Below are 25,175 nucleotides of genomic sequence, written 5' to 3'. Positions count from 1 at the left end.
GTTCAATCTAGTTGCCATGTTGAGAATGATCCATCTCTTGGTGTTCATCGTTGGAATGTTCCATGTTCGAATGATCCATTTTCGAGTGATCCATTTCTTTATCCGATTCCTTATGAGAGTCGTCATGAGACGATCCACCATGATTGTGGCCGCCATGTTCGCCCTCTGGTGCTGGTCTGAATGTCAAGTGTGTGGAGGAATAAGATTTCCGTCCTACAAATTCGGTCTTCAGCAAGGAGTTGAATTCCTCTTCTGTCAATTCAGAAGCGGTACCCTTCACTTCTTTTACCCACTCTGTGTACTTGGTTGGGGACATTGCGAGCACTTCGAATTGCATGTGTGCAAAGCCTTTACCGCTGAAGTTCGAGTTTTTACCCATAAATGAACCTTCATGATCAGCTGCAAGGTGAAGTGTCGTCACCATGTCGCTCATCGCGTACTTCTGACCGCCAAGCTGCGGTACCCAGAAGCTTGTAATCGGTCCGTAAGAATAGAGACGGAACTCGATTGGGCGATTCGTAGGGATATTCAGATAGTTCACTGTTTCAATGCCTTCTTCTGGATAGCTGAAATGCCATTTGAAGTTGGATGATGCGGCATAAATAACGAGTGGCTTCTGATTGTCATAGCCTTCTGGAGGCGATTCTACTGCAACAGTAGAGCGAATCGTCACAACAGATAGCACGGTTACAATAATGACCGGAATTAACGTCCACGTAATTTCCAGCCACTTGCTGCCTTCCTCATGAGGAGGCTCATAATCAGGTGCTGATTTTGAAGCGCGATACTTCGTTAACATGAAAATATAAAGTGCGTACACGACGAACAAAATTCCTGCCATCATAATCATGGAGAAAATAATGACGTCGGACTGCGTCTTGGCCTGAGGACCTTTCGGATTCAAAACATCTAATGAATCACAACCGGTCAAGAGGACAAGAAGAGCTGCGAATAAGGTGAATAACAACCCTTTCTTTTTCATCAAGGTACCCCTTTCTCTGTTGGTTGGCTTTATATATAGTAGGAAATCGGGATATTGTAACCATGCTATATCTTATTAGGAAGCACTCTGAATTACAAATGACATAGTGATCCTTAGTTGACATAGATATCCATATAAGGATCAATTTTTCCTGCACAAATTGAGCCCAAAAGCCGAAAAAGTGATAAATATCATTGAATTTCCGCCAAAATCGCCGTTTTTGAAATTTGTTCATAATTGCCTCTAAGACCATCAAGTGTACCAATACTGTCACAATTGTGCACCCTTCAAAGGCGGTAAAACCCACATTATTCCTCAATTTTAAAGGATTTGTGTACAGCAGAAGTAAATGTGCATGTTGGTATGAACCGTGGTAGATAAGCAATGGTGAGATCCGAATTGCTCGTTCTAGCGCACGCTCGCTCCGTTTTGTAATACATCGTTTACGAACAGCACAGAATAACCATTCATAACGATTGTTAGGAAATAATTCTAATTTTAAGTAGGATAGAGTGTTTTTAGCTCTAATTACTCGTGAATTCGCGGGTTTTCGCTAGAATACGACACCTTATGAGGTAGAATATATCATCCACTATCCGAGGAAGGCGGATTTTGATATATTTTTATGTGGGTTCAAGAACAGTGGCGGTACACCAATTTATTTGCGGAACATGGGGGTAACGAGGTGAAGGTTGGGCAATTTCTTAGGTTAGTTGAAATCCAAACGAAAGTAGCGAGCATGATACCGTTCTTCATCGGAACGTTATACGCGCTATATCGATTTCATGAATTTCGGCTAGTTCCATTTCTACTTATGTTCGCCTCATTATTGTCTTTCGACATGGCGACCACGGCCATTAATAATTATATTGATTACAAAAAGGCGATTAAAACACACGGGTATGGTTATGAAGTACACAATGCGATTGTATCCTATGGACTCAAGGAGTCGAGGGTAGTTGGGGTCATTGTTATGCTTCTTGTAACGGCCATAAGCTCTGGGGTTGCCTTGGTGCTGCAGACGGATATTCTTATTCTTGGGTTAGGAGGCTTGTCTTTCCTTGTAGGTTTCCTCTATTCGCTGGGTCCGATTGCGATATCACGAATGCCGCTTGGTGAGTTGTTCTCGGGATTGTTTATGGGGTTCGTTATCATTTTCATTTCTACATACATACATGTAGACAAGGAACAGCTTGTATCACTGGCGATTGACTTTCGGATGGCTCATCTCGATATCAATCTAATAGAAGTGCTGTTGGTGTTCGCGATATCGATTCCAGCTGTTCTGAGCATAGCGAATATTATGCTGGCGAATAATATTTGCGACATTGAGGACGATCTGGCGAACAAGCGGTATACACTGCCTGTATATATCGGGAAGCCGAGCGCACTGTTGTTGTTCCAATGGTTGTATGTGGCGGCGTACCTGGACGTCATTGTCCTCTTTGCCATCGGGGTACACCCTGTGCTGTTGCTGCTTATTGTGGCAACGTTCATTCCTGTACGAAGAAATATGAAGAAATTCATAACGAAGCAGACGAAGGAACATACCTTTGTACTGGCCGTGAAGAACTTCATTCTGATGAATGCTGCTCGTATCCTTGTGTTGGGATTAGCAATCTTATTCTCTTGAACATAAGACAAGGGATGTGCCGCTTGGCACATCCCCTGTCTTATTTGTCCGCAAAAAGACGTCATCCATGTAGGACATTGACGTCCTCCGAACCGTAAAGGTGAATGATCACCTACACTCGCCCCATCAATTGATTTGCGGTAATGACAGCTTTCTCTTCTCTCGTCAGAGACTTAAAGACGAGATCATAAGAGTGGTCAATGAGCATCTGAATATCTTGATCACTCAAGCTGCCATTGAGCGCCACCGTGTTCCAATGTCGCTTGTTCATGTGATAACCCGGTGTGATCTCGGCGAATTGCTCGCGCAGGGACTCGGCACGGAAGGGGTCACACTTCAACGTAACACTTGGACAACCGTCCGTTTCACGGAACAAAGCAAATATTTTGCCACCTACACGGAATACGGGGACATCGTCTCCGAACGGGTAGGTCAGACGAGCGCCTTGTTTGTCAAAACAATAGTCATTCCAATCCTGCATGTCGAAACATTCCTTTTCATAGATGAAGATAGTTATCTTTAGCATATCGAAAGGTTGATAGAAATGCAACGGGGCGGATTGACTTCTGTAAGTTCATTTAAAAAATTTGTCGAATTTGCTAAAAATACGGCGATAGATTTCTCTTGTTGCGGAAAGGTAGAGTTGGAGAAGGAAATGGACTATCCATGAATTCGGATCGGTAGGCTGGAGAGTTTGTGGCTGTGATCAGGCATATGCTCGTCAAGGTAGAAGGTCTCCGATGCGGAAGCGAAAGGGAACCGCTTGACGAAGGATGTTAGCGCATATTCTGCCTCCAGCCGGGCAAGTGGTGCGCCAAGACAGAAATGGTGGCCGCTGCCGAAGGTCAAATGCTTGTCGTTGCCTATGCGATGAATATCGAATTTCTCTGGATAGGCAAATTGTCTGTCGTCCCGGTTCGCGGAACTCATCCAAGCGATCACGATCTGCCCCTTCTTCATAGGCGGGCCGAACACATTCGTATCCTGCGTGATTGTACGATCAATGGAGATGTGGAACCGGTGGCGCAGTGTTTCGTCGATCGCTTGTGGGGCAAACTCAGGATGTTTGCGCAGCTCTTTATAAGCAGAAGGTTGATCATAGAGCAGACTATAGAAACAATTCGTAATGAGTGTAGTTGTCGTTTCATTTCCGGCACCCAAGAGGCCGATACCGGTTCTTGCGATTTCCTCATCGGTCAATCGGCTTCCTTCGTATTCTGCCATGGTCAGGTCGGACAAGATGTCGTCTTGAGGGTGTGCTCGTTTCTCCAAAACAAGGGGGAGTAAATATGCTGAGAATTCTTTAATGGCCGTGTCTTTTTGAAGCTTCTGCTGCTCAATGCTCCCCCGATGATGGCCCATGAACAAAATGTTGGACCAGTGTTTGATCTGTTCCCAATCCCGTGACGGCACGCCAAGCAGGTTGGCAATTACGGTCACAGGCAGCGGGACAGCGTATGCCTTCACAATGTCCACCGTGCTCTGTGATTGCATGTTGTCAAGTAATCCATCGACGATTGCTTGAATTTTCGGCTTCCACTGATCCAAGCTGCGTGGAACGAATGCTTTGGCAATAAGCGCACGACGCTTACGATGTATCGGCGGATCCGAGAGGGTCAGGCTGATACCACTGTTATCCCTCGGAACGGGGACGATACTGCGCTCGCGAACGCTGGAGAAGAGTTGATGATCCGAGAGAACTCGCTTTGCTTCCTCATAGCGGAATACATTCCACACATCCTGCTCTGCGTCGTAATAGACAGGGTTCTTTTCACGCATATGCTGGAACCAGGCATACGGATTCCACAACTGCTCTTTCGTTTTGAACCCAGTAATCTCATGAATAAAAATTTCACCCTTTGTTTTCAATTGATTTACCTCCTCCGTAATTGTATAGCTGGTCGTTAAGAGTTTCGATCCAGTTCAGTTCGTCTCGAAGCTTCTTGATCAGGAATTGAAATGTGCTCATGGCGAAAGGTTTGCCTTCGGTGAGTGACTGTCCTTGGGTAATGATTTCGAGTTGGCTGCGAAGATAAACGGATCGGGCGTTCAAAATCGCCTGCTGTTCGGGAAGTTGCAAATAATCGAACAAACTAACACGAACAATGAATTCATTCTCATGAGCTGCAAATTCCGGAGGGAATTCCCGCAGCAGCTTATGAAACATCTTTTTTCCTAGCTCAGTAATGGCGTACATGTGGCGGGAAGGCTTTCCAGGCCGGGCGTCCACTTCCTTCGTAATGGCTCCCATCTGTTCGAACTTGCGAAGGGAGGGATAGAGCATGTTGTTGTTGACGCGGATGGAGTCGGCGAACAGACGCTCCAACTGCTTCTTTACCTCATAGCCGTGCTTAGGCTTAATCATGAGATGATGAAGCAACAATATATCGATGTACATATGTCCTCCTGTTCGTATATAAATTAGAGCATAGGTTATTTTAACCTATGCTCAGGGATAATTGATCATATGCGGCTCAGTAAATGTAAATACATGTAAAAAGTATGAATTAACTATTTATCAGGACGATACACCATGCAGTATTGTTGGGATACGCTGTTCCCGGGCATTGGGATTGTATCCACCATTTCGAATCCATAATGTCCATACAAGGAAATGTTGCTCGGGTTATGCGTCTCCAGCGTGCAAGGAATGCCACGCGCATCGCACTCAGAGAGCAAGGGCCTCATTAATTGGCTGACAAAACCCTGACCGCGGAATTGCGGCTGCACGACAAGCATGTCCAAATGGATATAATCCTGCTCGTTCAGTTCGGATATCCAGGCGGAGCTCATAGAGTTAAGCGTTGACAATCCACGTATAAATTGATGGATGCTGATATAACGGCACATCGGGATTGATTTGATAATAGCACAAGCAATTCGGTACAAGTACCGTGCATGTGAGAACCGGGACACTCCTGTCAGCTCAGAGCGGAACACGAGGGCAACGGCTTCAAGCCGTTCGGACGTTGCATACAGGTCGGCTTCCTCATACAGCATGGCAATATAGTTGCGGAAAAAGATGATGAGCACCTCAAGGCGGGTTGTCCGCTCCGGAAGCATATGCTCATATAGCGGGTCATCCATGAAGCCTTGCGCAAGGACGACGGCAGCTTGGCGGATATCTGTGCGGCGTAGTTTTACGTAGTTGGGTTCGGAAATTCTGTTCGTTGTAACGTTAGCGTGACTTGCTCTTGAATTACAAATGGTTCCACCTCGGATCATGATTCAATGTAAATAAGGTTCCACGTTAGGCTTTCTTTGCTTGTTCATTTTGTCGACCGAATTTCGGAAACCTCCTGTCTATCGTACTGCTGCGCATTCGTCTAAGTCAACGCATGTGCCCTTACTCCCGTTTGCCGTTGTGGATGAATTTCGAGTATGCAGGTTGAATGATATCCCCCCTATATAGTAAACAAGCCGTGCAGGACTCCTTACCGCGTTTGAATGCGGCTTCGGGATCTTTTGCGCGGCTTTTCTTCTTTTATTTGTTAGTGCTGTGCTGCTTTCCTGGCAAGCTCGAACCTGGGTTGCCTTCGCCATGGCGCTGCTGGTTGCGCTTTGCCTTCTGCTGGTCTTCATGCAGCTTATCCACGAATTGCTTGGTGTCTTCCATTGAACAGATCCCTCCTTGTTAGGCATTCCTTGATACTATAACCGGTTGAAGGGAAAATCATGTCCACATAAGTCGTATTTATTGTTGAATTGCGGCTCATGTTACTTGTTCCTCGTTGTCAAATAGAAAATGCCTAAAATAGCGGCATAGGTACATGTGAACACTCTAGATGTAATTTTCATGGTTTCATCATCGGCAAATAGGTGAATGAAAAAATTAATGCCTAGAACGATACCGAAACCGACGTAAACTCCTCTGTAAAATTCCGAATAAATTCCCGTCTTTTTATTCGCTCTATCTGGTTTCTCCCTATCGTCCTTTATTCTGAGTAGGAGCATCATAATTGCGAAATATAAAATGGCGCCAGAAACGGCAATCTCCTGTATGAGAGGATTGGGGATGAAAAAGTACGCAAAAACGGCAAATGCTACGATGACCGCCAACAGAATGTAATTGACTGTAGTTTTTTTCAATTTAAATCACTCCTGTTTGAGCCGATCCGAATTTCGTTGAAGTGGAAAGAGCTCTTGCTGCAATTGCCGGCGGAACTGTGAAGTTCGTGACAAAATTGCTGGAAACCTACAAAGTGGCCAAAGGAATGGGCTTGTCTACGATGGAGGCTATCAAAATGGGTGTGCAAGAGCGGTGAGGTCTATTTTTATTCTGTCAAATCACACTCCCTCCTTTTTTATTAGATCATATTATTACACTGTCTCTATATGACTCCTAACAAATTTCGTGAAAGATAGAATCTGATGGTTACTCATATGATATGTGATCGTGCAGTATAAAGAAAAATGCCAGGTGCATGGCCTAAAAAAGAGCTACTCTGCTTTATACGTTGTATAAAGTGAATAGCCCTATGCGGTAGGTGAAGATAAATTGCAAAGCAAATTAACAAGTTACACAATTGTCTCGTTCAGCCATTGCTCCATTGTGTGGCGTCGCGATAAGGAGTATCTCTGGGCATTCACGATCGCATCCATCGCATGGAATGGGGAACGTGGAGCCTCTTCTTGCGCGCGCTCTCGCATCCATTGCAGTGTCTCCGGATGTCGGGAGAAGATCGACAACTGCGCAACCAATTCTTCTGCATCCTCCGCACAGCAGGCAACCCCACTGCGCAGCAAGTAGCGAATGTTATCCTGTTCTTGACCAGGAAGTGGCTTATAGACGAGTAGTGGAAGCTGTTGGACAACTGCCTCGGAGGTAGTAACACCGCCGGATTTCGTAATCATTAGGTCGGACATCGCCATATATTCGTGCACAGGCTTCACATAGCCTTCAATACGAACATGCAGCGGGCTGGATTCGGCCCAGCGTTCTAATTGTGAACGAAGCTTATCGTTGCTGCCACAAATGATGATAAATTGCATATCCTGTGCCCATCCAGCTTGCTCAATGACATCCAACATGGATGGATCCATCAAACCGCAGCCACCGCCCATCAGAAGAACGGTCAGCTTGGAGGAATCAAGTCCGTACTTCTTGCGCAGTTCTGTCTTCGAATAGGATTCATAGAAGGCTGGACGAACCGGAATTCCCGTCACCTGAATGCGGGATTGAGGAACACCCTGCTCAATCAATTGCGTCTTGGCATCTTCAGAGCCAGCTAAATATAAATCTGTATAGGGATGCAGCCAGAAGCTGTGATCTGTATGGTCAGTAATGACCGTAACAGCTGGGCAATCAATCATGCCGCGCTCCTTCAGCTTCGATACTGCTGCACTGGCAGCAGGGAACGTACTGACAATGACAGTTGGCTTCATCTGCTCTACGAGCTTTATCAGCGGGCGCAAGCTTGTGAAGCGGACTCCCTTCAATAACTGTGCTAGCTTACGATCCTTGCGAGTCATATTGAACAAATACCCGTACATGCTAGGGAACAGCTTCACCCATTGTACGAAGCAATACGTGCCGACACTGTGCAAGTGAGGAGATACCTGCTCCATATAATCAACAACGTGTACATCTGCTTCTGTGCCGTACCAACGTTCAGCCGTTTCTTTAATTGCTTGTGCAGTCTGCATATGGCCGTGGCCAATCGAGCCTGATAGTACAAGCACCTTCGCCCTGCCCGGTGTGGACGGTGCTTCCATCCGTTCGAACATGTTCATAACACTCCTTCGCCGTAATTGAGTCTTCGTCTATATATTCGATTGCGCTGATCTGCCAATCGTTTCCTTGTTATCTGGTACTAATATCGTATCCTAACTCCCTATTCATGAAAATGGCCCTCAGTTCGGTTATATCCTAGACCTGAGTCGGGCATGCTGTCCGGACTCTATTCCAGTTCTATCCGCTATTGGTCCTATTTATGGGGATTTTCAGCTTTTTTTATTACTTACCTTTTCCAATGGGATTTGACCCAAAATTAAGTAATTGTTCTATAATGAACGAGAAGGTCTGAGAAAGGTGTGAGTCTGGCATGCAGCATAAGCTGTTGATCGTAGAAGATGACGCTTCTATTGTAGAAATGGTATCGGATTATTTGAGTAGGGAAGGATTTTATGTAGTGACCGCAACCAATGGTGAAGAAGGCATGGCCAAGTTCACCTCTGACACATACGATATGATGATTGTCGATCTGATGATGCCGAAGCTAGATGGATTTGAGATGATTAAGCTTGTTCGAGAGCGGAGCGCAATCCCAATTCTCATTATGTCCGCGAAGGACAGCGATGTAGACAAGGCACTCGGACTTGGCTTCGGCGCAGATGATTATATCGCGAAGCCCTTCTCGATGCTAGAAATCTCTGCGAGAATCAAGGCGGCAATTAGACGTGCAACGAAGTACGTTCAGATCGATGCGGTGAAGCCAATGCCCGAACAGAACGTCATTCAGGCAGGCCAACTGCTAATCGATCTTGATAATTATCTTGTACAGAAGCAAGAAGAAACTATGAAACTCACTTCCAAAGAATTCGATATTTTAAAGTTATTCGTAACCAACCCGAATCGTGTGTTCACAAAAGCACAAATATATGGATTTGTATGGAACGATGAATACTATGGCGATGAAAATGTCATTAATGTTCACATTCGCCGGCTGCGGGAGAAGATAGAGGACGATCCGTCGAATCCTACCCATATTAAGACCTTGTGGGGGATCGGCTACAAGTGGGAAGGTTGAGCAATGATGATAACGGGCCTTTTATCTATATGTATGGTAATCCTGTTGATCGTAGTCTACACGCAGCATGTGAATCATTCAAGACGCAATCAGCAATTAACAGAAATTCAAAAAAAGCTGGAACAAATTCATCGAACACAATCTGCGGAGAAGCTCCTGCTGTTCACGGATGATAAGCAGATTATTGGGGTCATTGAGCAAATAAATGAATTACTGGTCGATCATGAGAAGGCACTGGCGAATTATGCGAAGACGGAGATCGCGATGAGGAAGATGATATCGAACATCTCTCATGATCTGAAGACCCCGCTTACCGTTGTACTTGGTTACTTGGAGACGCTGAATCTGAGCAGTGAGCGCATCAGTGACGAAGAACGGAACCGCCTGCTCACACGGGTGCATGGCAAGACGGTAGAAGTGATAGAGCTTATACATACCTTTTTTGATTTAGCGAAGCTAGAATCTGGGGACAAGCATGTCGAGCTGACTCGAGTCGATATGAGCGAGCTATGCCGCAAAAATATTCTCCAATTTTATGAGCGGCTTTCAAAGAGGGGGTTCGAGGTTGATATTCAGATTCCGGAAGCTTCTCTCTATGCGAGAGGGAATGAAGACGCACTGGATCGCATACTGAACAATCTCATCTCCAATGCGATAGAGTATGGGGCTGATGGCCGTGTGCTGGGCATAGCTCTGCGCAGTGATGATACGCATCTGTTCGTTGATGTATGGGATCGTGGCAAGGGGATTCCGGAACAGCACCAAGACCGTGTTTTTGAGCGCATGTATACACTGGAGGATTCCCGCAACAAAAATTACGAAGGCAGCGGACTGGGGTTAACGATCACGAAGCGGCTCGCTGAATCAATGGGCGGTTCGATAGAACTTCATAGTAAGCCTTTTAAGAAAACGATTTTCACAATTAAGCTCCTGCGAATGTCTTGAGGTATTTTACGAGAATCCGGCCGGTGCTGGCTGTGTGATGGTTCAGGTCTGTTGACGTCGAAGGAAGGGCCACAAGGTTCGAAGAGATTTGCTGTGCTGTAACCAGTATGGCACTCTGCGGACCTTATTTGTATGTCAAGACGGAAAGAACGTAAGGAATTCGTAAGGATTAGGTAAGAAATAAGAAATAGCTAATCGATACAATGAAGACATCAGAAGAGATGAGAGGGGTAAATGAAATGACCTTCCTTGTACGGACGCATCGATTGACGAAGAATTATCAAGGCAAAGATGTCGTATCGAATGTGAGCATGAATATTAAGAAGGGCGAGATATACGGATTCCTTGGCCCCAATGGGGCGGGGAAGACAACGATTATGAAAATGATGACGAATCTCGTGCAGCCAACGAGCGGTGAGATTGAGATGTTCGGCGAGAAGATGACACCCTCATCCTATTCCTTGCTATCTCGCATGGGGACAATTATTGAGCAGCCAATCTTCTATGATCGTCTTACTGCGCAGGAGAATCTGGAGCTTCATTGCGAATACATGGGCTACCATAATAAGAAGGCGATTGAGGAAGCACTGGAACTGGTAGGACTGAACGGCATTGAACGCAAGCAGGTGAAGGACTTCTCCCTCGGGATGAAGCAGCGTCTAGGCATCGCGCGGGCCATATCGATCAAGCCAGAGCTGCTGCTCCTGGATGAGCCGATTAATGGTCTGGACCCAATTGGGATTAAGGAGATACGTGACCTGTTCAAGAAGCTGTCACGCGAGTTCGGCATTACGCTCTTGATCTCCAGCCACATCTTAGGGGAAATGGAGCTGGTTGCAGACACGATCGGTGTCATTAACCATGGGGTGCTGTTGGAGGAAGTGCCCATGGAGCGGGTTCGGGCGCAGCAGTCCGAATTCATTGAGGTCATCACTGATAATGCGAGCAAGGCGGCCTATGTGCTTGAAGAAGTCATGCATATTTCGAATTTCCGTATTACAGACAACCGGATCATCCGCATCTATCAATCGGGGGTGTCTCAGCAAGATATTACGAAGGCATTTGTTATGAACGATGTCATGGTAGAGTCTGTCCATAAGAAGCATCATTCCTTGGAGGATTACTTTATGAAGCTGTTGAATGGAGGGGATGCTCGTGAATAAGCTCATTCGACTGGAACTGAAGAAATTCCGGTTTGCTACCTATATACGTACGGCCATGTATGTCACGATCGGGATTTTCCTCTTTATTTTGCTTGGAATCTATGGGGATACACAAGGTATCGCGTTCCATGATATATCCGAGGTATTCGGTATCATCGATACGTTTGTGAAGGTATCCTTCATTATTACGGCCTCGGTATTGCTAAGCCGAATGGTTATTGATGAGTTCAAGAGCAAGTCTATAACGGTCATGTTCATGTACCCGATTCCACGGAAGAAGCTCATAACAGCTAAGCTAATCATTGTGGTCTTGTACACCTTTATTGCCATTATTCTGGCAAATATTGTACTTATCAGTGGATTCCTCTTATACAATTCTTATGCGCACACTGTACCTGGCACGGCGACAATAAGTATGGTTACGCATCAAGTGTCAACTAGTGTTATCAACTCCTTAGCAGCAAGCTGCTTAAGTCTGATTCCATTATGGTTCGGCATGCGCAAATATTCAGCGGCTGCGACCATTACGAGCTCCATTCTAATTGCAGGCTTTCTAGGCTCGTCGACTGGCGGATTTACCTTGTGGTCCATTATCGCAGTGCCATTTGCTTTTGCTGCGCTTGGTATAGTGATTGGTTACTTGACGATTCGCAAGATTGATACGATCGACCTGTATAAATAAAAATAGATGCAGCAAAATACCTTGTTGTGACAGCGATGTGACATGCCCAAATTCGTGACAAATTTCAGAATAACTTTTGGTAAAAAGGTGCAGCACATTGCGGGCTGCTTGTAAAGGGGAAAGAAGGCACAATGTCTTTTTTCTTCTTTTTTTCACTTTTTTTCGACATATTTGTGAAATTCGACACAATGTTCTTATTTTGATCAAGTAATTGCTTTAAAATTGTGATTAATATCACATTGCAGCGTTTCTGTATCTGACAGAATACAACTGGAACATGTAATCAACGTCATTGATACCGTGTTCGACGCAGGTATTACAGCCTATTCAGCATAGGAATGAGAGTATAAATAGAAAGGTGGAAGGACAACGATATGTGGGATACGATCTTATTATCGCGCATTCAGTTTGCATCGACGACGATTTTTCACTTCTTCTTCGTACCGGTATCGATTGGTCTAGCATTGCTCATCGCAATGATGGAGACGATGTATGTCGTCAAGGGAAATGAAGAGTACAAGAAGATGACGAAGTTCTGGGGGAAGCTGTTCCTCATTAACTTCGGTGTCGGTGTTGTCACTGGTATTATTCAGGAATTCCAGTTCGGGATGAACTGGTCGAACTATTCTCGCTTCGTCGGAGACGTATTTGGTGCGCCGCTTGCGATTGAAGCATTGCTGGCATTCTTTATGGAATCAACGTTTATCGGATTATGGATATTTGGATGGGATCGCTTATCGAAGAAGGTGCACTGCTTGTGCATTTGGCTTGTAGCCATTGGTACAACGTTGTCCGCCTTGTGGATCTTGGCGGCGAACTCCTTCATGCAGCGTCCGGTCGGATTCGAGATTAACAATGGCCGTGCGGAAATGAACGATTTCTTCGCGCTGCTGACAAATGGTCAGCTGCTTGTTGAATTCCCGCATACGATTTTCGGTGCATTTGCAACAGGAGCGTTCCTCATCACTGGGGTGAGTGCTTATAAACTGCTGAAGAAGCAGGACGTTTCTTTCTTCCAAAAATCGTTCAAGATTGGTGTTATCGTAGCTACGGTCTCTTCCATTCTGGTTGCGGTTTTCGGTCACCAGCAGGCACAATATTTGATGCATACCCAACCAATGAAGATGGCGGCAAGTGAAGGCTTGTGGGAAACAAGTGGCGACCCTGCACCGTGGACGGTATTTGCAGCCATTAATACAGACAAGCAAGAGAACAGCATGGAATTCAAAGTTCCATACTTGCTTAGCTTCCTATCTTATAGTAAGTTCTCCGGTGAAGTTCGCGGGATGAAGGAACTGCAAGCGGAGTATGAACAGTTGTATGGCCCTGGCGATTACATTCCGCCGGTGAAGACAACATTCTGGAGCTTCCGCATCATGGTTCTTGCCGGAACATTGATGATTCTGCTTGGCATGTATGGCTGGTTCTTGGCAGCACGCAAGAAGCTGGGCAATCCGAATAAGTGGTTTATGCGTTTCATGCTCTATGCAATCTCATTGCCGTTCATTGCGAATACAGCAGGCTGGATTATGACGGAAATTGGTCGTCAGCCGTGGACGGTATTTGGTCTCATGCGGACAGAAGACAGTATTTCGCCGAGCGTGTCGGGCGGTCAAGTGCTATTCTCCCTTATCGCATTCTCGACAATTTACACCGTACTTGCTATCGTGCTTGTGTATTTGTTCGTTCGTGTCATCAAAAAGGGTCCGAATGAAGTAATGAAGGCAGAACATTCGAATGACCCGTTTGATCAGGAGGGACAACATGTTATCTCTTAATGAATTGTGGTTTCTACTAGTTGGAGTGTTGTTTGTCGGATTCTTCTTCTTGGAAGGCTTCGACTTCGGTGTCGGCATGTCGACGAAGTTCTTGGCCCGTACAGATGGGGAGAAACGCGTATTAATCAACTCGATCGGTCCGTTCTGGGATGCCAATGAAGTATGGCTGCTTACGGCTGGCGGGGCGATGTTCGCTGCGTTCCCGAACTGGTATGCTACGCTGTTTAGTGGATATTACACGCCATTTGTCGTTTTGCTGCTTGCATTAATTGGACGCGGTGTCGCATTCGAATTCCGCGGTAAGAAAGAGACAGAACGCTGGAAGAAGTCTTGGGATTGGGCGATTTTCTTAGGAAGTCTGCTTCCTCCATTCCTGTGCGGGGTTGTATTCGCAGGACTGATTCAAGGCTTGCCAATTGACGGCCAGATGGAAATGAAGGCTGGACTGTTCGATATGGTGAATGTGTATACATTGCTTGGCGGGGTAACCGTTACGGTACTGTGCCTCGTGCATGGCTTGATGTTCACAACGCTGCGCACAATTGGCTCCTTGCAGGAGCGTGCACGTAAGCAGGCGAAGATGCTGCTAGTGCCTTTGGCGGTATTGTTTGTTGCTTTCGGTGCTATGACATACTTCAAGACGGATGTATTTGAGGTTCGCGGTGGGATCTTGACAGCTGTTGCTGTAGTTGGGGTTGTTGTTTATGTGCTCGCTGGCTACTTCATGGCGAAGAAGCGCGATGGCTGGGCATTCGGCATGACGGGCGGAGTTATCATTCTATCGATCGCGTCTGTCTTTATCGGATTATTCCCGCGTGTTATGATCAGTTCGATTGATAAGGCATTCGACTTAACGATTCATAACGCAGCTTCCGGGCAATACTCATTGAAAGTGATGACGATCGTAGCCTTAACCTTGCTGCCGTTCGTGCTAGGATATCAAATTTGGAGTTATTTCGTCTTCCATAAACGGCTTCATGAGAAGGAGCATTTAGAATACTAATGGATAAAAATTTGCTCAAGTATGAGGGAGCAAGGCCGACAATGTTCATCATTGCCGTCCTTACTCTCGTGCAAACAATATCCATCATAGGTCTGGCAATCAAGCTGGCGGAGGTTATCTCCGCCTTGTTTGCCGGCGCGCCGTTGCAGGAACAAACCGCAAATATGGGTCTGTTCCTGCTTGCGTTTACCGTCCGTCAAGTGACGACCTTGCTCATGCAGAAGGTAGCCTACAACTTCGCCGAGAAGACAGGGGTAAACTTGCGGCGTCAGTTGATGGATAAGTTGTTCCAGTATGGACCTCGCTTTGCCAAGTCAGAAGGTACGGGCAATCTCGTTACTCTTGTACTTGAAGGGGTCTCCCAGTTCCGCACGTACGTGGAACTAATTCTTCCTCGGATGATGGGTACGGGCATTACGCCAATTCTCATCCTACTCTATGTACTCACGCTAGATACGGCGTCCGGTATTATTTTGATTGTGACGCTGCCGATTTTGATTGTATTTCTGATACTGGTTGGGCTTGCTGCGCGCAAGCAGATGGATCGACAATGGGAGTCGTACCGCATTTTATCGAACCACTTTGTCGATGCGCTTCGGGGCTTGGAGACGCTTCGCTTCTTGGGGCAGAGCCGCAAGCACAGCGATACGATTGGGCAAGTGAGTGACAAATACCGCTCTGCGACAATGCGCACGCTGCGTGTTGCTTTTCTCTCCTCCTTCGCCCTTGACTTCTTTACGATGTTATCCGTTGCCTCTGTAGCAGTCGGCCTGGGTCTTCGTCTTATTAATGGAGAAATGACATTGGTGACGGGGCTTACGGTGCTGATTCTAGCCCCTGAGTATTTCCTGCCTGTTCGCATGGTTGGCGCTGATTATCACGCGACATTGAACGGGAAAGAAGCTGGAAAAGCAATTGATGCGATCATTAAACATGAAACTGAAGTAGGGGAAAGTGCCTCACAGCATCCATCCTCTCTTGCTTGGACGAAGGATAGCACAATCGCCTTGTCCGGCATAGGTGTGAAGCATGAAGCGGATGGGCCGTCTTCACTGGATGATGTAACATGTGAGGTGACGGGGCTTCTGAAAGTCGGCATTGTCGGCGAGAGCGGGGCAGGCAAGTCTACGCTCATTGATGTGCTTGGCGGTTTCCTTCGTCCGACATCAGGACAGTTCACCTTGAACGGCGCGGACGTGCCATCGCTTGATGAGGAAGCTTGGCGTCAGCTGACGACTTATATCCCGCAGCATCCGTATCTTTTCAACGTATCGCTCGCGGACAATATTCGATTCTATGCGCCTGAAGCTTCTGATGAAGAAGTGGATCGCGCCCTTGCAGCAGCTGGCTTGTCTACATTGACTGCTGAGCTGCCAAATGGTCGGGATGAGCTTATTGGCAATGGAGGCCGCTCTCTTAGCGGCGGACAGGAGCAGCGTGTAGCGCTTGCTCGTGCATTCCTGAGCGACAGACCGATTATGATGCTGGATGAGCCTACGGCACATCTGGATATTGAGACAGAATATGAGCTCAAGCAGACGATGCTATCGCTGTTCGAAGGCAACCTGGTCTTCCTTGCGACGCATCGCCTGCATTGGATGGAAGATATGGATTGGATTATCGTTATGGATCATGGAAGGATAGCAGAGGCAGGTACGCACCAGGAGCTGCTTGAACGCCAAGGCGTGTATTACAGCATGTTGATTTCGCAGCAGGAGGGGATATTGTGACACGTGAACAGAATCAATGGCTGCGTCCTTATTTGCGGCGCTACTGCGGTCGCTTCGCGCTCATTATTTTCCTCGGCATGCTGACAGTACTGTGCGCGAGTGCGCTCATGTTCACCTCCGGATTCTTGATATCCAAATCCGCAGCGCGTCCAGAGAACATTCTCATGGTGTATGTGCCGATTGTGCTTGTGCGCACATTTGGTATTGGCAGAGCCGTCGTGCATTATGTAGAGCGGCTTGTAGGTCATGATGCCGTGCTTCGCATCTTATCGAAGATGCGTGTTCGCCTGTACCGGATTTTGGAGCCGCAAGCTTTATTCATTCGTTCCCGATTCCGCACAGGGGATGTGCTTGGCGTGCTGGCAGATGATATTGAACATTTGCAAAATGTCTATGTACGTACTATTTTTCCGAGCATTGTCGCGATTGTAATGTATGCGGCAGGGATCGCAGCCCTCGGCTGGTTCGATCTCCCGTTCGCACTGCTGATGGCACTATATATTGCCGTACTCGTCTTCATTCTGCCATGGATATCGCTATGGTTTACACGTCGGAAGCACCGCCTAATGAAGCAGGAGCGCAGCGGGCTATATCGGAAGCTGACGGATGCGGTACTTGGTATGAGCGATTGGGTTATTAGCGGCCGAGCTCCCCAATTCGTCGATTCGTATGAAGCGGATGAGGCGCGAGTGGCCCGTATAGACCGAGATTTACGGATGTGGGCGCGGTGGCGGACACTCATTGCCCAGTCTGTCGTCGGCTTGACGGTTATTACGATGGTGTATTGGGCCGGCGGCCAAGCGGCTGATGGGAATATGCCAGCCGTCATGATTGCGGCGTTCGGTCTTGTGGTGTTCCCGTTGATGGACGCCTTCCTGCCGGTATCGGAAGCGGTAGAGAAGCTTCCTCAGTATGAAGATTCGTTGGAACGTCTGTCGGGCATGGGAGAGGCGCCTGTGGAACAAGCTGTTGACAGCGCTGTGAATGTGAAGCCAGAGCTGCTGCAGCAAGCGCGCGAGTCTACCCATATCCGCTTGGATCAAGTCAGCTTCCGGCATGCAGGATCGGCCTCCTTAACGATTGATGGGGTATCACTTGATTTGCCGCAAGGCAAGAAGATTGCGCTTATCGGACGCAGCGGTGCCGGTAAGTCCACATTGTCTACCTTAATTCAAGGTGCACTTATGCCAGAGTCTGGCAGCGTCATGATCAATAATGTTCGCGCTGATGAGTATGGTGAGCATATCCCAGAGATTCTGTCTGTGCTAAATCAACGTCCACATCTATTCGATACGACAGTTGCGAACAATATTCGTCTAGGACGGCGCAGTGCCTCGGATGAAGAGATTCGTCAGGTAGCGGAACAAGTGAAGCTGGATACACTTATTGCTTCGCTTCCGAGAGGGTATGATACGGCGATGATGGAGACCGGACAGCGCTTCTCAGGTGGTGAACGGCAGCGCATCGCGCTGGCGCGGGTACTGCTTCAGCATACGCCAGTCGTCATTCTCGATGAGCCGACAGTTGGTCTCGATCCGAAGACGGAGCGGGAGCTGCTGGCGACTATGTTCGAGACGATGAAGGGCAAATCGCTCATCTGGATTACCCACCATCTTGTTGGTGTTGAGCAGATGGATGAGATCGTCTTTATCGAAAATGGTCAGGTGGAAATGCGCGGTACGCATGCCGAGCTTATGGAGCAATATCCGCGTTACCGCAACTTGTATCATTTAGATCGCCCAGGCAAAGGGTTACTGTAATCTTCATAGCGTTTGAAGCTTTGTCTTTTATGCTTCTATATAGAAGAAATAGAAAAGGTCAGGATAGCATCAGGGTGAGACTCTGGTGCTATTTTTCAATATGAGTACTTTCTTTGCTATCGTTCCCGATGTTTTTCGTAAACAGGAAGGAAGATGGACAGGGTAATCGAATTTCTAATGAAGGAGATTGCTAACGGTTCAATTAGGGTAATAAATAAGTAGCATTGAACTGCAGCTCGGCATTCACCTAAGAATGAGAAATGAATACTTCACCTTATTTAACAGCATAATGAAGAAGGTATGTCTGAATTATGACCTAATTGAGAAAGAATATCATTTTCATATTATAATTATTATAAAATAGCTTGACAGATTGAATCGTTTAGTTAATAATAATTATTATAAAGTGTGTTACCGAGTGTGTTGTTACCGACATGCTCTAAATAAACCATAAATCAAAGTAGAGGAGATAGTAACTATGTCACTTATCGGAAAAGAAGTACTGCCATTCAAAGCAAATGCATTCCAAAAAGGTCAATTCATCGAAGTTACAGAAGAGAACTTCAAAGGTAAATGGAGCGTAGTGTGCTTCTATCCAGCTGACTTCACATTTGTCTGCCCTACTGAGCTCGAAGACTTGCAAAACCAATATGCAGAGCTGAAGAAATTGGGTGTTGAAGTGTACTCCGTATCCACAGATACACACTTCACGCACAAAGCTTGGCATGAAAGCTCCCAGGCTATCGGCAAAGTTGAATATATTATGATCGGCGACCCATCCCATATCGTATCCCGCAACTTCGACGTATTGATCGAAGAAGCAGGTCTTGCAGACCGCGGTACGTTCATTATCGACCCAGATGGAATCATTCAAGCAGCTGAAATCAACGCTGGCGGCATCGGTCGTGATGCAAGTGCTCTTATCAACAAGATCAAAGCGGCACAATATGTTCGCAACAATCCAGGTGAAGTTTGCCCAGCGAAATGGCAAGAAGGCGGCAAAACATTGAAGCCAAGCCTTGACCTCGTGGGTAAAATCTAAGGAGTGTCCTTACAATGGCATTAGATCAAGATATCAAAGCACAACTAGAACAATATCTCCAGCTTCTTGAGGGAGATATTGTTCTCAAGGTCAGCGCTGGCTCTGATGATGCGTCTTCGGAGATGCTGTCCTTGGTGGAGGAACTCGCTGGCATGTCGTCTCGGATTACTGTGGAGAAGATACAGTTGTCCCGCACTCCAAGCTTTAGTGTGAACCGTGTAGGTGAAGATACAGGCGTTACTTTTGCCGGTACTCCGCTCGGACATGAGTTTACCTCTTTGGTATTGGCTTTGCTGCAAGTGAGCGGTAGAGCCCCTAAGGTAGAGCAGAGTGTGATTGATCAAATTAATAACATTCGTGGTGAATATAAGTTTGAAACTTATATCAGCCTGAGCTGCCATAACTGTCCGGATGTTGTTCAGGCGCTGAACCTGATGAGCATCCTCAATCCTGGCATTTCGCACACGATGATTGATGGTGCCGTATTCAAGGAAGAGGTAGAGAGCAAGGACGTTATGTCTGTACCTAGCGTATACCTGAACGGTGAATTCTTCGGCGGCGGACGTATGACCGTTGAAGAAATTCTGGCTAAGCTTGGTACTGCTCCAGATGCATCCGAGTTCGATAATAAAGAGCCATTCGATGTTCTTGTTATTGGCGGTGGACCATCAGGTGCAAGTGCGGCGATTTACGCAGCACGCAAAGGGATTCGCACAGGTATCGTTGCAGAGCGCTTCGGTGGTCAGGTCAACGATACGCTCGGCATTGAGAACTTTATCAGTGTGAAATACACGGAAGGTCCTCAGCTCGTAGCGAATATTGAAAATCAAGTGAAAGAGTACAATATCGATGTCATGAAGCTTCAGCGTGCAAAACGCTTGGAGAAGAAGGACCTTATCGAAATTGAACTCGAAAACGGTGCTGTACTGAAAAGTAAGACCGTAATCGTATCGACAGGTGCTCGTTGGCGGAACATCGGCGTCCCTGGTGAAGCAGAGTTCAAGAACAAAGGGGTAGCTTACTGTCCACACTGTGACGGGCCTCTGTTCACAGGCAAAGATGTTGCAGTCGTTGGCGGCGGGAACTCTGGTATTGAGGCCGCAATTGACCTTGCAGGCATTGTGAAACATGTGACGGTACTTGAGTTCGCTCCAGAACTGAAAGCCGACGCTGTATTGCAAGACCGCTTGTACAGCCTACCGAATGTAACGGTATTGAAGAACGTGCAAACATCTGAAATTACCGGTACAGACAAGGTTGACGGCATTTCCTATATCGATCGCGCTACAGGTGAGACGAAGCATGTTGAGCTGCAAGGCGTATTCGTACAAATCGGTCTTGTGCCGAACACAGACTGGTTAGCTGATACCGTTGAGTGCACTCGCATGGGTGAAATCGTAGTAGACAGCCATGGTGCAACAAGCGTACCTGGTGTATTTGCAGCCGGCGATTGCACGAATAGCCCATACAAGCAGATCATCATCTCGATGGGATCTGGTGCTACAGCAGCATTGGGTGCATTCGATTATCTCATTCGCAATTAATCGATATCATCATGAATAGATACGCTTCTTGCCTCGTGGCAGGTCAAGCGAGCGACGGCCCTCATTTCTTACATGAAGTGGGGGCTGTTGTTATTTGCCTATCAATACGGAACAGAGAGCTTTACAGGATTTAGGGTTGATTCGCTGTAATGTTGTAACTATAATGGTTACATGTATGTAGGTTGAAATTGACATATCTTGTATTGTTGGTTGCAGCCGTGATTACGATTGAAGAAAGGAATTGAAAAACCATCTATGAGTATGCCTGTGCAACACAGTAATACGGCCTCAGCCATGTCTGCACCTACTCGGAAGCAGAGGCTGTCCATGGCCGTTATTCTTGGATCGATGACAGCGATTGGTCCGTTGTCGATTGATATGTATCTGCCTTCTTTGCCGATGTTGGCGAGTGACTTGCAGACGAGCACTTCCTTCGCGCAATTGAGCTTAACTGCCTGTCTCATGGGCTTAGCTCTTGGTCAGTTGATGCTGGGACCCCTCAGTGACGCAAGAGGGCGCCGGAAGCCGCTGATCCTCTCACTCGCCATTTACGTGATAGCTTCTGTTCTATGTGCTGTTGTTCCGTCCATAGGTGGCCTGATTGCCCTCCGCTTCATTCAGGGCATGGCTGGGTCTGGAGGCATTGTCATTGCCCGTGCCATGGTGCGCGACATGTATTCGGGCAGTGAACTGACGAAGTTCTTCTCCCTGCTCATGCTTATTAACGGTTTGGCTCCAATATTAGCGCCGATTGCTGGAGGGCAGCTGCTTCAGTTTACGACTTGGCATGGGGTGTTTATCGTGCTCGGCTTGCTCGGTCTGCTTATGATGATCGCCGCATGGTTCGGTTTGCCGGAGACACTTCAGCCTGAGCGCCGTTCTACCGGCGGTCTGCGCACGACGATGGCAACCTTCCGTACACTGCTGTCTGATCGTGAATTCATGGGATATGCCTGCACACAAGGCTTCGTTTTCGCTGCGATGTTCGGTTATATATCGGGATCACCCTTTGTGCTGCAGGAAATTTACGGCGCATCCCCGCAAGCATACAGCCTGTTTTTCGCACTCAATGGCCTTGGGCTCATCATTGCGACACAAATTACGGGCCGCTTGGCGTCTCGCTTCCATGAGAAGCGGCTCTTCATTGCAGGAATTGTTCAAACCGTTAGCGGTGGTTTGCTGCTCTTAGCTGCGATACTGCTGCAGGCACCATTAATTGCAGTTGTCATCGCCTTGTTCATTGTTGTATCGAGTACAGGGGTGGTCAATACGGCAGGCTTCTCTCTAGCGATGCAGAGCCAAGGGGAGAGAGCGGGCAGCGCATCGGCTATGCTCGGCTTGATGTCCTTCATTGCAGGCTCGCTTGCTGCTCCGCTTGTCGGCATTGCTGGCAGCCATACAGCCGTTCCGATGGGTGTTGTTATTGCATGCTGCGGACTTGGCGCGGTACTGAGCTACTTGTTCATGATTCGCAAGCGGTAACGTCATAGACTTGTATCTTGTGCACAGTTGAACTCATATCATGTAATTTTTATTTATACGTATTTCCACGTACAGAAGCGCTGGAGCAAGCGGAATGGTTCGCGAAGTCTCCAGCGCTTTTTAGTTTGGTGATGGGTTGAAGGTTGTGATATGAATGCTTGGCTTATCCGGCAAGATTGTCGGTATGTACCTCTTGCTTGGTCACATGCTCAAGCCGCTTGGATCTGCGTGACAGTTGGTTGACGGTCAATGTAATCATGAAGGCAGATAAGAGGCTCCCGACCATCGCAACGATGAATCCAGTCATGTTATTGGATAACAGAGGCGCCATGAACGAAGGAACGTATGCGGTGCCTTGTACTTCGAACATTCCGACCAATAAGCCGCCCAGCCCTGCGGATACGATAGCACCGCCGAAGATGAATTTGTTCGAGAACATGAAGGGATACGCTGCTTCTACGAATGTGCCGAACCCGATATTAATCAGAAAGCCAGGTACGGCGACGGCTGCTTCTCCCTTATCGCGAGGGGTAATTATATTCGCTAACGTGATACCGGCAGACACCATGACAAGTCCAGCCATGTCTACAGCTCCAAGGAAGCTATTACCGGTCCGCTCCATTTCGAGCAAGACAATGGGCAGGATGGCTGCATGATATACACCGCCTAGAATGGCAGGCCATATGAGCAGTCCAGCGAGCAGTCCGGCTAGTATTGAGCTTGTAGATACAGCTGCTTCCAGCAGCCAGCGAATACCTTCACCGGCTTGCAGGGCGATTGGAGCAATCATGAAATAGACGATAAGCCCAGAAATTAAGCCGGAGAGTCCGCCGGCGACAATGTTGACAGTTGTAGCAGGGAAGCGCCACTGCACACATTTACGAAAGAGGGCGTGCCCGAGCAGTCCAGCCCCAATCCCCCCAATGATTCCTCCAATAATGCCGCCCTCGACAGACATGACTCCAGCGATGATACCTGAGACGATGGATACCTCATCAAGATCCGAGATTTGCTTCGCTGCAATTGCTGCCAGTATGACAGGGAGCGCCTTGATCATAATGTCGAATATCTCGCTAAGTCCGGCCAGTGCAGGGATTTTACTTAAGGCAAGCAGCAGTGCCATCGCAATAAAGCCGGGCAGAGAGGCGAGCATAATGCCGCGTATGCTAATGCGTCTCCAAGGCGAGCCCTCTCCTGTTCCGCCAGATGAGGCATCAGCAGTTGCGCCGATAATTGGCCGATAGGTCAATCCCCAATGCTGACATAGTGTGGTCACGAACGTGACTGCTCTTGTACGATTCGTCGTTCCGGTCGTGCCAGACACGGCCAGCACATTCGCTCCCTTGGCACTGGTGAGAGCCATGGACGTGCCGCCAGTTCCTGTGATTGGCAGATTCATATCTATCGCTGCTTCCACGGCATATGCGTTGGTGCGGGTAGGATCTGCACTCATCATAATGAGTGCGCCAATACGACCCTGGCGAATCTGCGCCGCAATATCTTGATCCAATTGCGTGGCAACCTGATTGATCTCATCTAGTGATCCTTCTGCAAGTGGCTTCGGAGTCTGGAGCGACTCATCCCAGCCATACAGGGCAGCCTGCGTAGAGCCTTTGGCGTTGTCCATTGATGCGTCTGCGCCAACGAACTGAATCGCTCCACAGCCGATCCCAGCACTCTCCAATTGGATGACAAGTTCTTGGAGCAGTTTAAGAGGGTCTTTGCCTCCTAAGTTATATAGGTTGCCTCCGCTGCTTCCGATGATTGCGATTGTTTTTGCCATAAACGATCCTCCTGTCTGCGGTGGAAAGAAGCTGTTCTATCTTTTTTTCTATATTATAGTAAAGTGGTAAATGGTTGAAGTAACAATCTATATGTCATGGAAAAAAGAGGAATAATTACCCTCATTTCAATAAAAAAATAGGCAAATTGTGCAATGAGGAATGTTGGAAAGTAAGTCAGGGTCATCGGAGTGTTGCCGCGGTTTGCTAAGAGGGACGCAGGTAATAGAATAAGGCTGCTTGTCTCCAGGTAGAGATCGCAGGGACATGCAGCCTTAATGAAGGGAATAATCGAGAGATAGATAGAATGAATTAAAATTCAAGTCCCAGCACGGCAGGAATGCCTTCTTCGTAGTAATGCTTCACGGGCTGAATTTCCGATACGAGATCTGCAATTTCCATGATTTCCGGACAAGCTGAACGTCCTGTTATCACGATGTTCAGATGCTCGTGACGATTCTTAATTACTTCGATGATCTCAGCCCTTGGCAGAACATCATCAATCGGGAAGCTTGTAATTGCAAGTGCGTTGTTCAATTCATCCAGTACGATGAGATCATAATCACCAGACTGGATTTCCTGCTTCGCAATCGCCCATGCCTGCTTGAATGCTTCACGGTGCTCCTCCGGTGTCTTCAGCCAAGTAAATCCGATCCCCAGCTGTCTTACTTCAACACCCAGCTTCTCCAACGAAGCCTGTTCTCCGTAAGAGCGCTTGGGACTCTTGATGAACTGGAGCATAAGTACCTTGAAGCCATGTCCAACCGCTCTGACGCATAGCCCGACTGCTGCTGTCGTCTTCCCTTTGCCATCACCTGTATATACGAGCGTCATTCCTCTGGTTCGTGTCGCCATGTTGGCTGTCCCTCCTGTATGAGCCGGCATGCATCTTTCCAGCGTG

At 47.4% G+C, this 25,175-nt stretch carries 22 protein-coding genes; 12 read left to right on the top strand and 10 right to left on the bottom strand.

The genetic code is table 11. The annotated features are described in order from the left end of the window. Positions 1 to 7: 7 nt before the first annotated feature. Complete coding sequence (gene qoxA, locus PBN151_RS12490) at positions 8 to 982, bottom strand: cytochrome aa3 quinol oxidase subunit II (protein WP_021260887.1); 975 nt, start codon at positions 980 to 982, stop codon at positions 8 to 10. A 685-nt stretch (positions 983 to 1,667) separates the two neighbouring features. Here qoxA and PBN151_RS12485 point away from each other — a divergent pair. Next, positions 1,668 to 2,615 (top strand): prenyltransferase, encoded by a 948-nt coding sequence (locus tag PBN151_RS12485; protein WP_072729177.1) that lies wholly within the window; start codon positions 1,668 to 1,670, stop codon positions 2,613 to 2,615. Between the two features lie 112 nt (positions 2,616 to 2,727). On the opposite strand, the gene PBN151_RS12480 is transcribed toward PBN151_RS12485, so the two are convergent. The 7 genes from PBN151_RS12480 to PBN151_RS12450 all read right to left on the bottom strand — a co-directional run bounded on the left by PBN151_RS12480 (position 2,728) and on the right by PBN151_RS12450 (position 8,342). Then, the gene (locus PBN151_RS12480) at positions 2,728 to 3,096 is read right to left on the bottom strand and encodes an MmcQ/YjbR family DNA-binding protein (protein ID WP_036620387.1); all 369 of its coding nucleotides are present in this window, start codon (positions 3,094 to 3,096) and stop codon (positions 2,728 to 2,730) included. Between the two features lie 179 nt (positions 3,097 to 3,275). Further along, a complete protein-coding gene (locus tag PBN151_RS12475) occupies positions 3,276 to 4,484 on the bottom strand; it encodes a cytochrome P450 (RefSeq protein WP_072729176.1) in 1,209 nt (402 codons plus the stop codon). Further along, a complete protein-coding gene (locus PBN151_RS12470; protein ID WP_072729175.1) occupies positions 4,468 to 5,013 on the bottom strand; it encodes a PadR family transcriptional regulator in 546 nt (181 codons plus the stop codon). Before PBN151_RS12470 ends, PBN151_RS12475 begins: the two co-directional genes overlap by 17 nt. 113 nt (positions 5,014 to 5,126) lie before the next feature. After that, a complete protein-coding gene (locus PBN151_RS12465) occupies positions 5,127 to 5,840 on the bottom strand; it encodes a GNAT family N-acetyltransferase (protein ID WP_175560694.1) in 714 nt (237 codons plus the stop codon). Positions 5,841 to 6,099: 259 nt separating this feature from the next. Next, positions 6,100 to 6,231, bottom strand: coding sequence for a DUF4023 family protein (locus PBN151_RS12460; RefSeq protein ID WP_021257338.1), 132 nt, complete (start codon positions 6,229 to 6,231; stop codon positions 6,100 to 6,102). 101 nt (positions 6,232 to 6,332) lie between these two features. Next, the gene (locus PBN151_RS12455) at positions 6,333 to 6,704 is read right to left on the bottom strand and encodes a hypothetical protein (protein ID WP_072729174.1); all 372 of its coding nucleotides are present in this window, start codon (positions 6,702 to 6,704) and stop codon (positions 6,333 to 6,335) included. 429 nt (positions 6,705 to 7,133) lie between these two features. Continuing rightward, entirely contained in the window at positions 7,134 to 8,342 is a 1,209-nt protein-coding gene (locus PBN151_RS12450) for an MGDG synthase family glycosyltransferase (RefSeq protein ID WP_072729173.1), read from the bottom strand. Positions 8,343 to 8,659: 317 nt separating this feature from the next. On the opposite strand from PBN151_RS12450, the gene PBN151_RS12445 reads away from it, so the two are divergent. From PBN151_RS12445 to PBN151_RS12395, 11 genes are all read left to right on the top strand, one after another. Beyond that, positions 8,660 to 9,364 (top strand): response regulator transcription factor, encoded by a 705-nt coding sequence (locus PBN151_RS12445; RefSeq protein WP_072729172.1) that lies wholly within the window; start codon positions 8,660 to 8,662, stop codon positions 9,362 to 9,364. 9 nt (positions 9,365 to 9,373) lie between these two features. Beyond that, positions 9,374 to 10,309, top strand: a complete 936-nt coding sequence (locus tag PBN151_RS12440) for a sensor histidine kinase (protein ID WP_139295339.1) — start codon at positions 9,374 to 9,376, stop codon at positions 10,307 to 10,309. A 239-nt stretch (positions 10,310 to 10,548) separates the two neighbouring features. Beyond that, complete coding sequence (locus PBN151_RS12435) at positions 10,549 to 11,472, top strand: ABC transporter ATP-binding protein (RefSeq protein WP_072729170.1); 924 nt, start codon at positions 10,549 to 10,551, stop codon at positions 11,470 to 11,472. Next, entirely contained in the window at positions 11,465 to 12,154 is a 690-nt protein-coding gene (locus PBN151_RS12430; protein ID WP_083545115.1) for an ABC transporter permease, read from the top strand. The genes PBN151_RS12435 and PBN151_RS12430 overlap by 8 nt, the downstream gene beginning before the upstream one ends. 374 nt (positions 12,155 to 12,528) lie before the next feature. Beyond that, a complete protein-coding gene (locus PBN151_RS12425) occupies positions 12,529 to 13,932 on the top strand; it encodes a cytochrome ubiquinol oxidase subunit I (protein WP_072729169.1) in 1,404 nt (467 codons plus the stop codon). After that, on the top strand, positions 13,919 to 14,935 hold the full coding sequence (cydB, locus tag PBN151_RS12420; protein WP_072729168.1) for a cytochrome d ubiquinol oxidase subunit II: 1,017 nt from the start codon (positions 13,919 to 13,921) through the stop codon (positions 14,933 to 14,935). The genes PBN151_RS12425 and cydB overlap by 14 nt, the downstream gene beginning before the upstream one ends. Then, positions 14,935 to 16,665, top strand: a complete 1,731-nt coding sequence (gene cydD, locus PBN151_RS12415) for a thiol reductant ABC exporter subunit CydD (protein WP_072729167.1) — start codon at positions 14,935 to 14,937, stop codon at positions 16,663 to 16,665. The genes cydB and cydD overlap by 1 nt, the downstream gene beginning before the upstream one ends. Further along, positions 16,662 to 18,425 carry a thiol reductant ABC exporter subunit CydC gene (gene cydC / locus PBN151_RS12410; RefSeq protein ID WP_072729166.1) on the top strand — a complete coding sequence of 588 codons (1,764 nt, stop codon included), beginning with the start codon at positions 16,662 to 16,664 and terminating at the stop codon, positions 18,423 to 18,425. The genes cydD and cydC overlap by 4 nt, the downstream gene beginning before the upstream one ends. Before the next feature lie 478 nt (positions 18,426 to 18,903). Further along, positions 18,904 to 19,467 (top strand): alkyl hydroperoxide reductase subunit C, encoded by a 564-nt coding sequence (ahpC, locus tag PBN151_RS12405; protein WP_021257326.1) that lies wholly within the window; start codon positions 18,904 to 18,906, stop codon positions 19,465 to 19,467. A gap of 14 nt (positions 19,468 to 19,481) precedes the next feature. Beyond that, positions 19,482 to 21,011, top strand: coding sequence for an alkyl hydroperoxide reductase subunit F (gene ahpF / locus PBN151_RS12400; protein ID WP_072729165.1), 1,530 nt, complete (start codon positions 19,482 to 19,484; stop codon positions 21,009 to 21,011). A 255-nt stretch (positions 21,012 to 21,266) separates the two neighbouring features. Further along, positions 21,267 to 22,493, top strand: coding sequence for a multidrug effflux MFS transporter (locus PBN151_RS12395; RefSeq protein ID WP_072729164.1), 1,227 nt, complete (start codon positions 21,267 to 21,269; stop codon positions 22,491 to 22,493). A 163-nt stretch (positions 22,494 to 22,656) separates the two neighbouring features. Here PBN151_RS12395 and PBN151_RS12390 read toward each other — a convergent pair whose 3' ends face one another. Together PBN151_RS12390 and PBN151_RS12385 are read right to left on the bottom strand one after the other, a co-directional pair. Beyond that, positions 22,657 to 24,276 carry a PTS sugar transporter gene (locus PBN151_RS12390; protein WP_072729163.1) on the bottom strand — a complete coding sequence of 540 codons (1,620 nt, stop codon included), beginning with the start codon at positions 24,274 to 24,276 and terminating at the stop codon, positions 22,657 to 22,659. Between the two features lie 310 nt (positions 24,277 to 24,586). Further along, positions 24,587 to 25,129, bottom strand: a complete 543-nt coding sequence (locus PBN151_RS12385) for a cob(I)yrinic acid a,c-diamide adenosyltransferase (RefSeq protein WP_072729162.1) — start codon at positions 25,127 to 25,129, stop codon at positions 24,587 to 24,589. Positions 25,130 to 25,175: the final 46 nt, after the last annotated feature.

Origin of the sequence: Paenibacillus sp. NAIST15-1, assembly GCF_001894745.1 — a bacterium.
GTDB classification, from domain to species: Bacteria; Bacillota; Bacilli; order Paenibacillales; family Paenibacillaceae; genus Paenibacillus_B; species Paenibacillus_B suaedae.
This window is presented reverse-complemented; position numbering and strand designations above follow the sequence as displayed.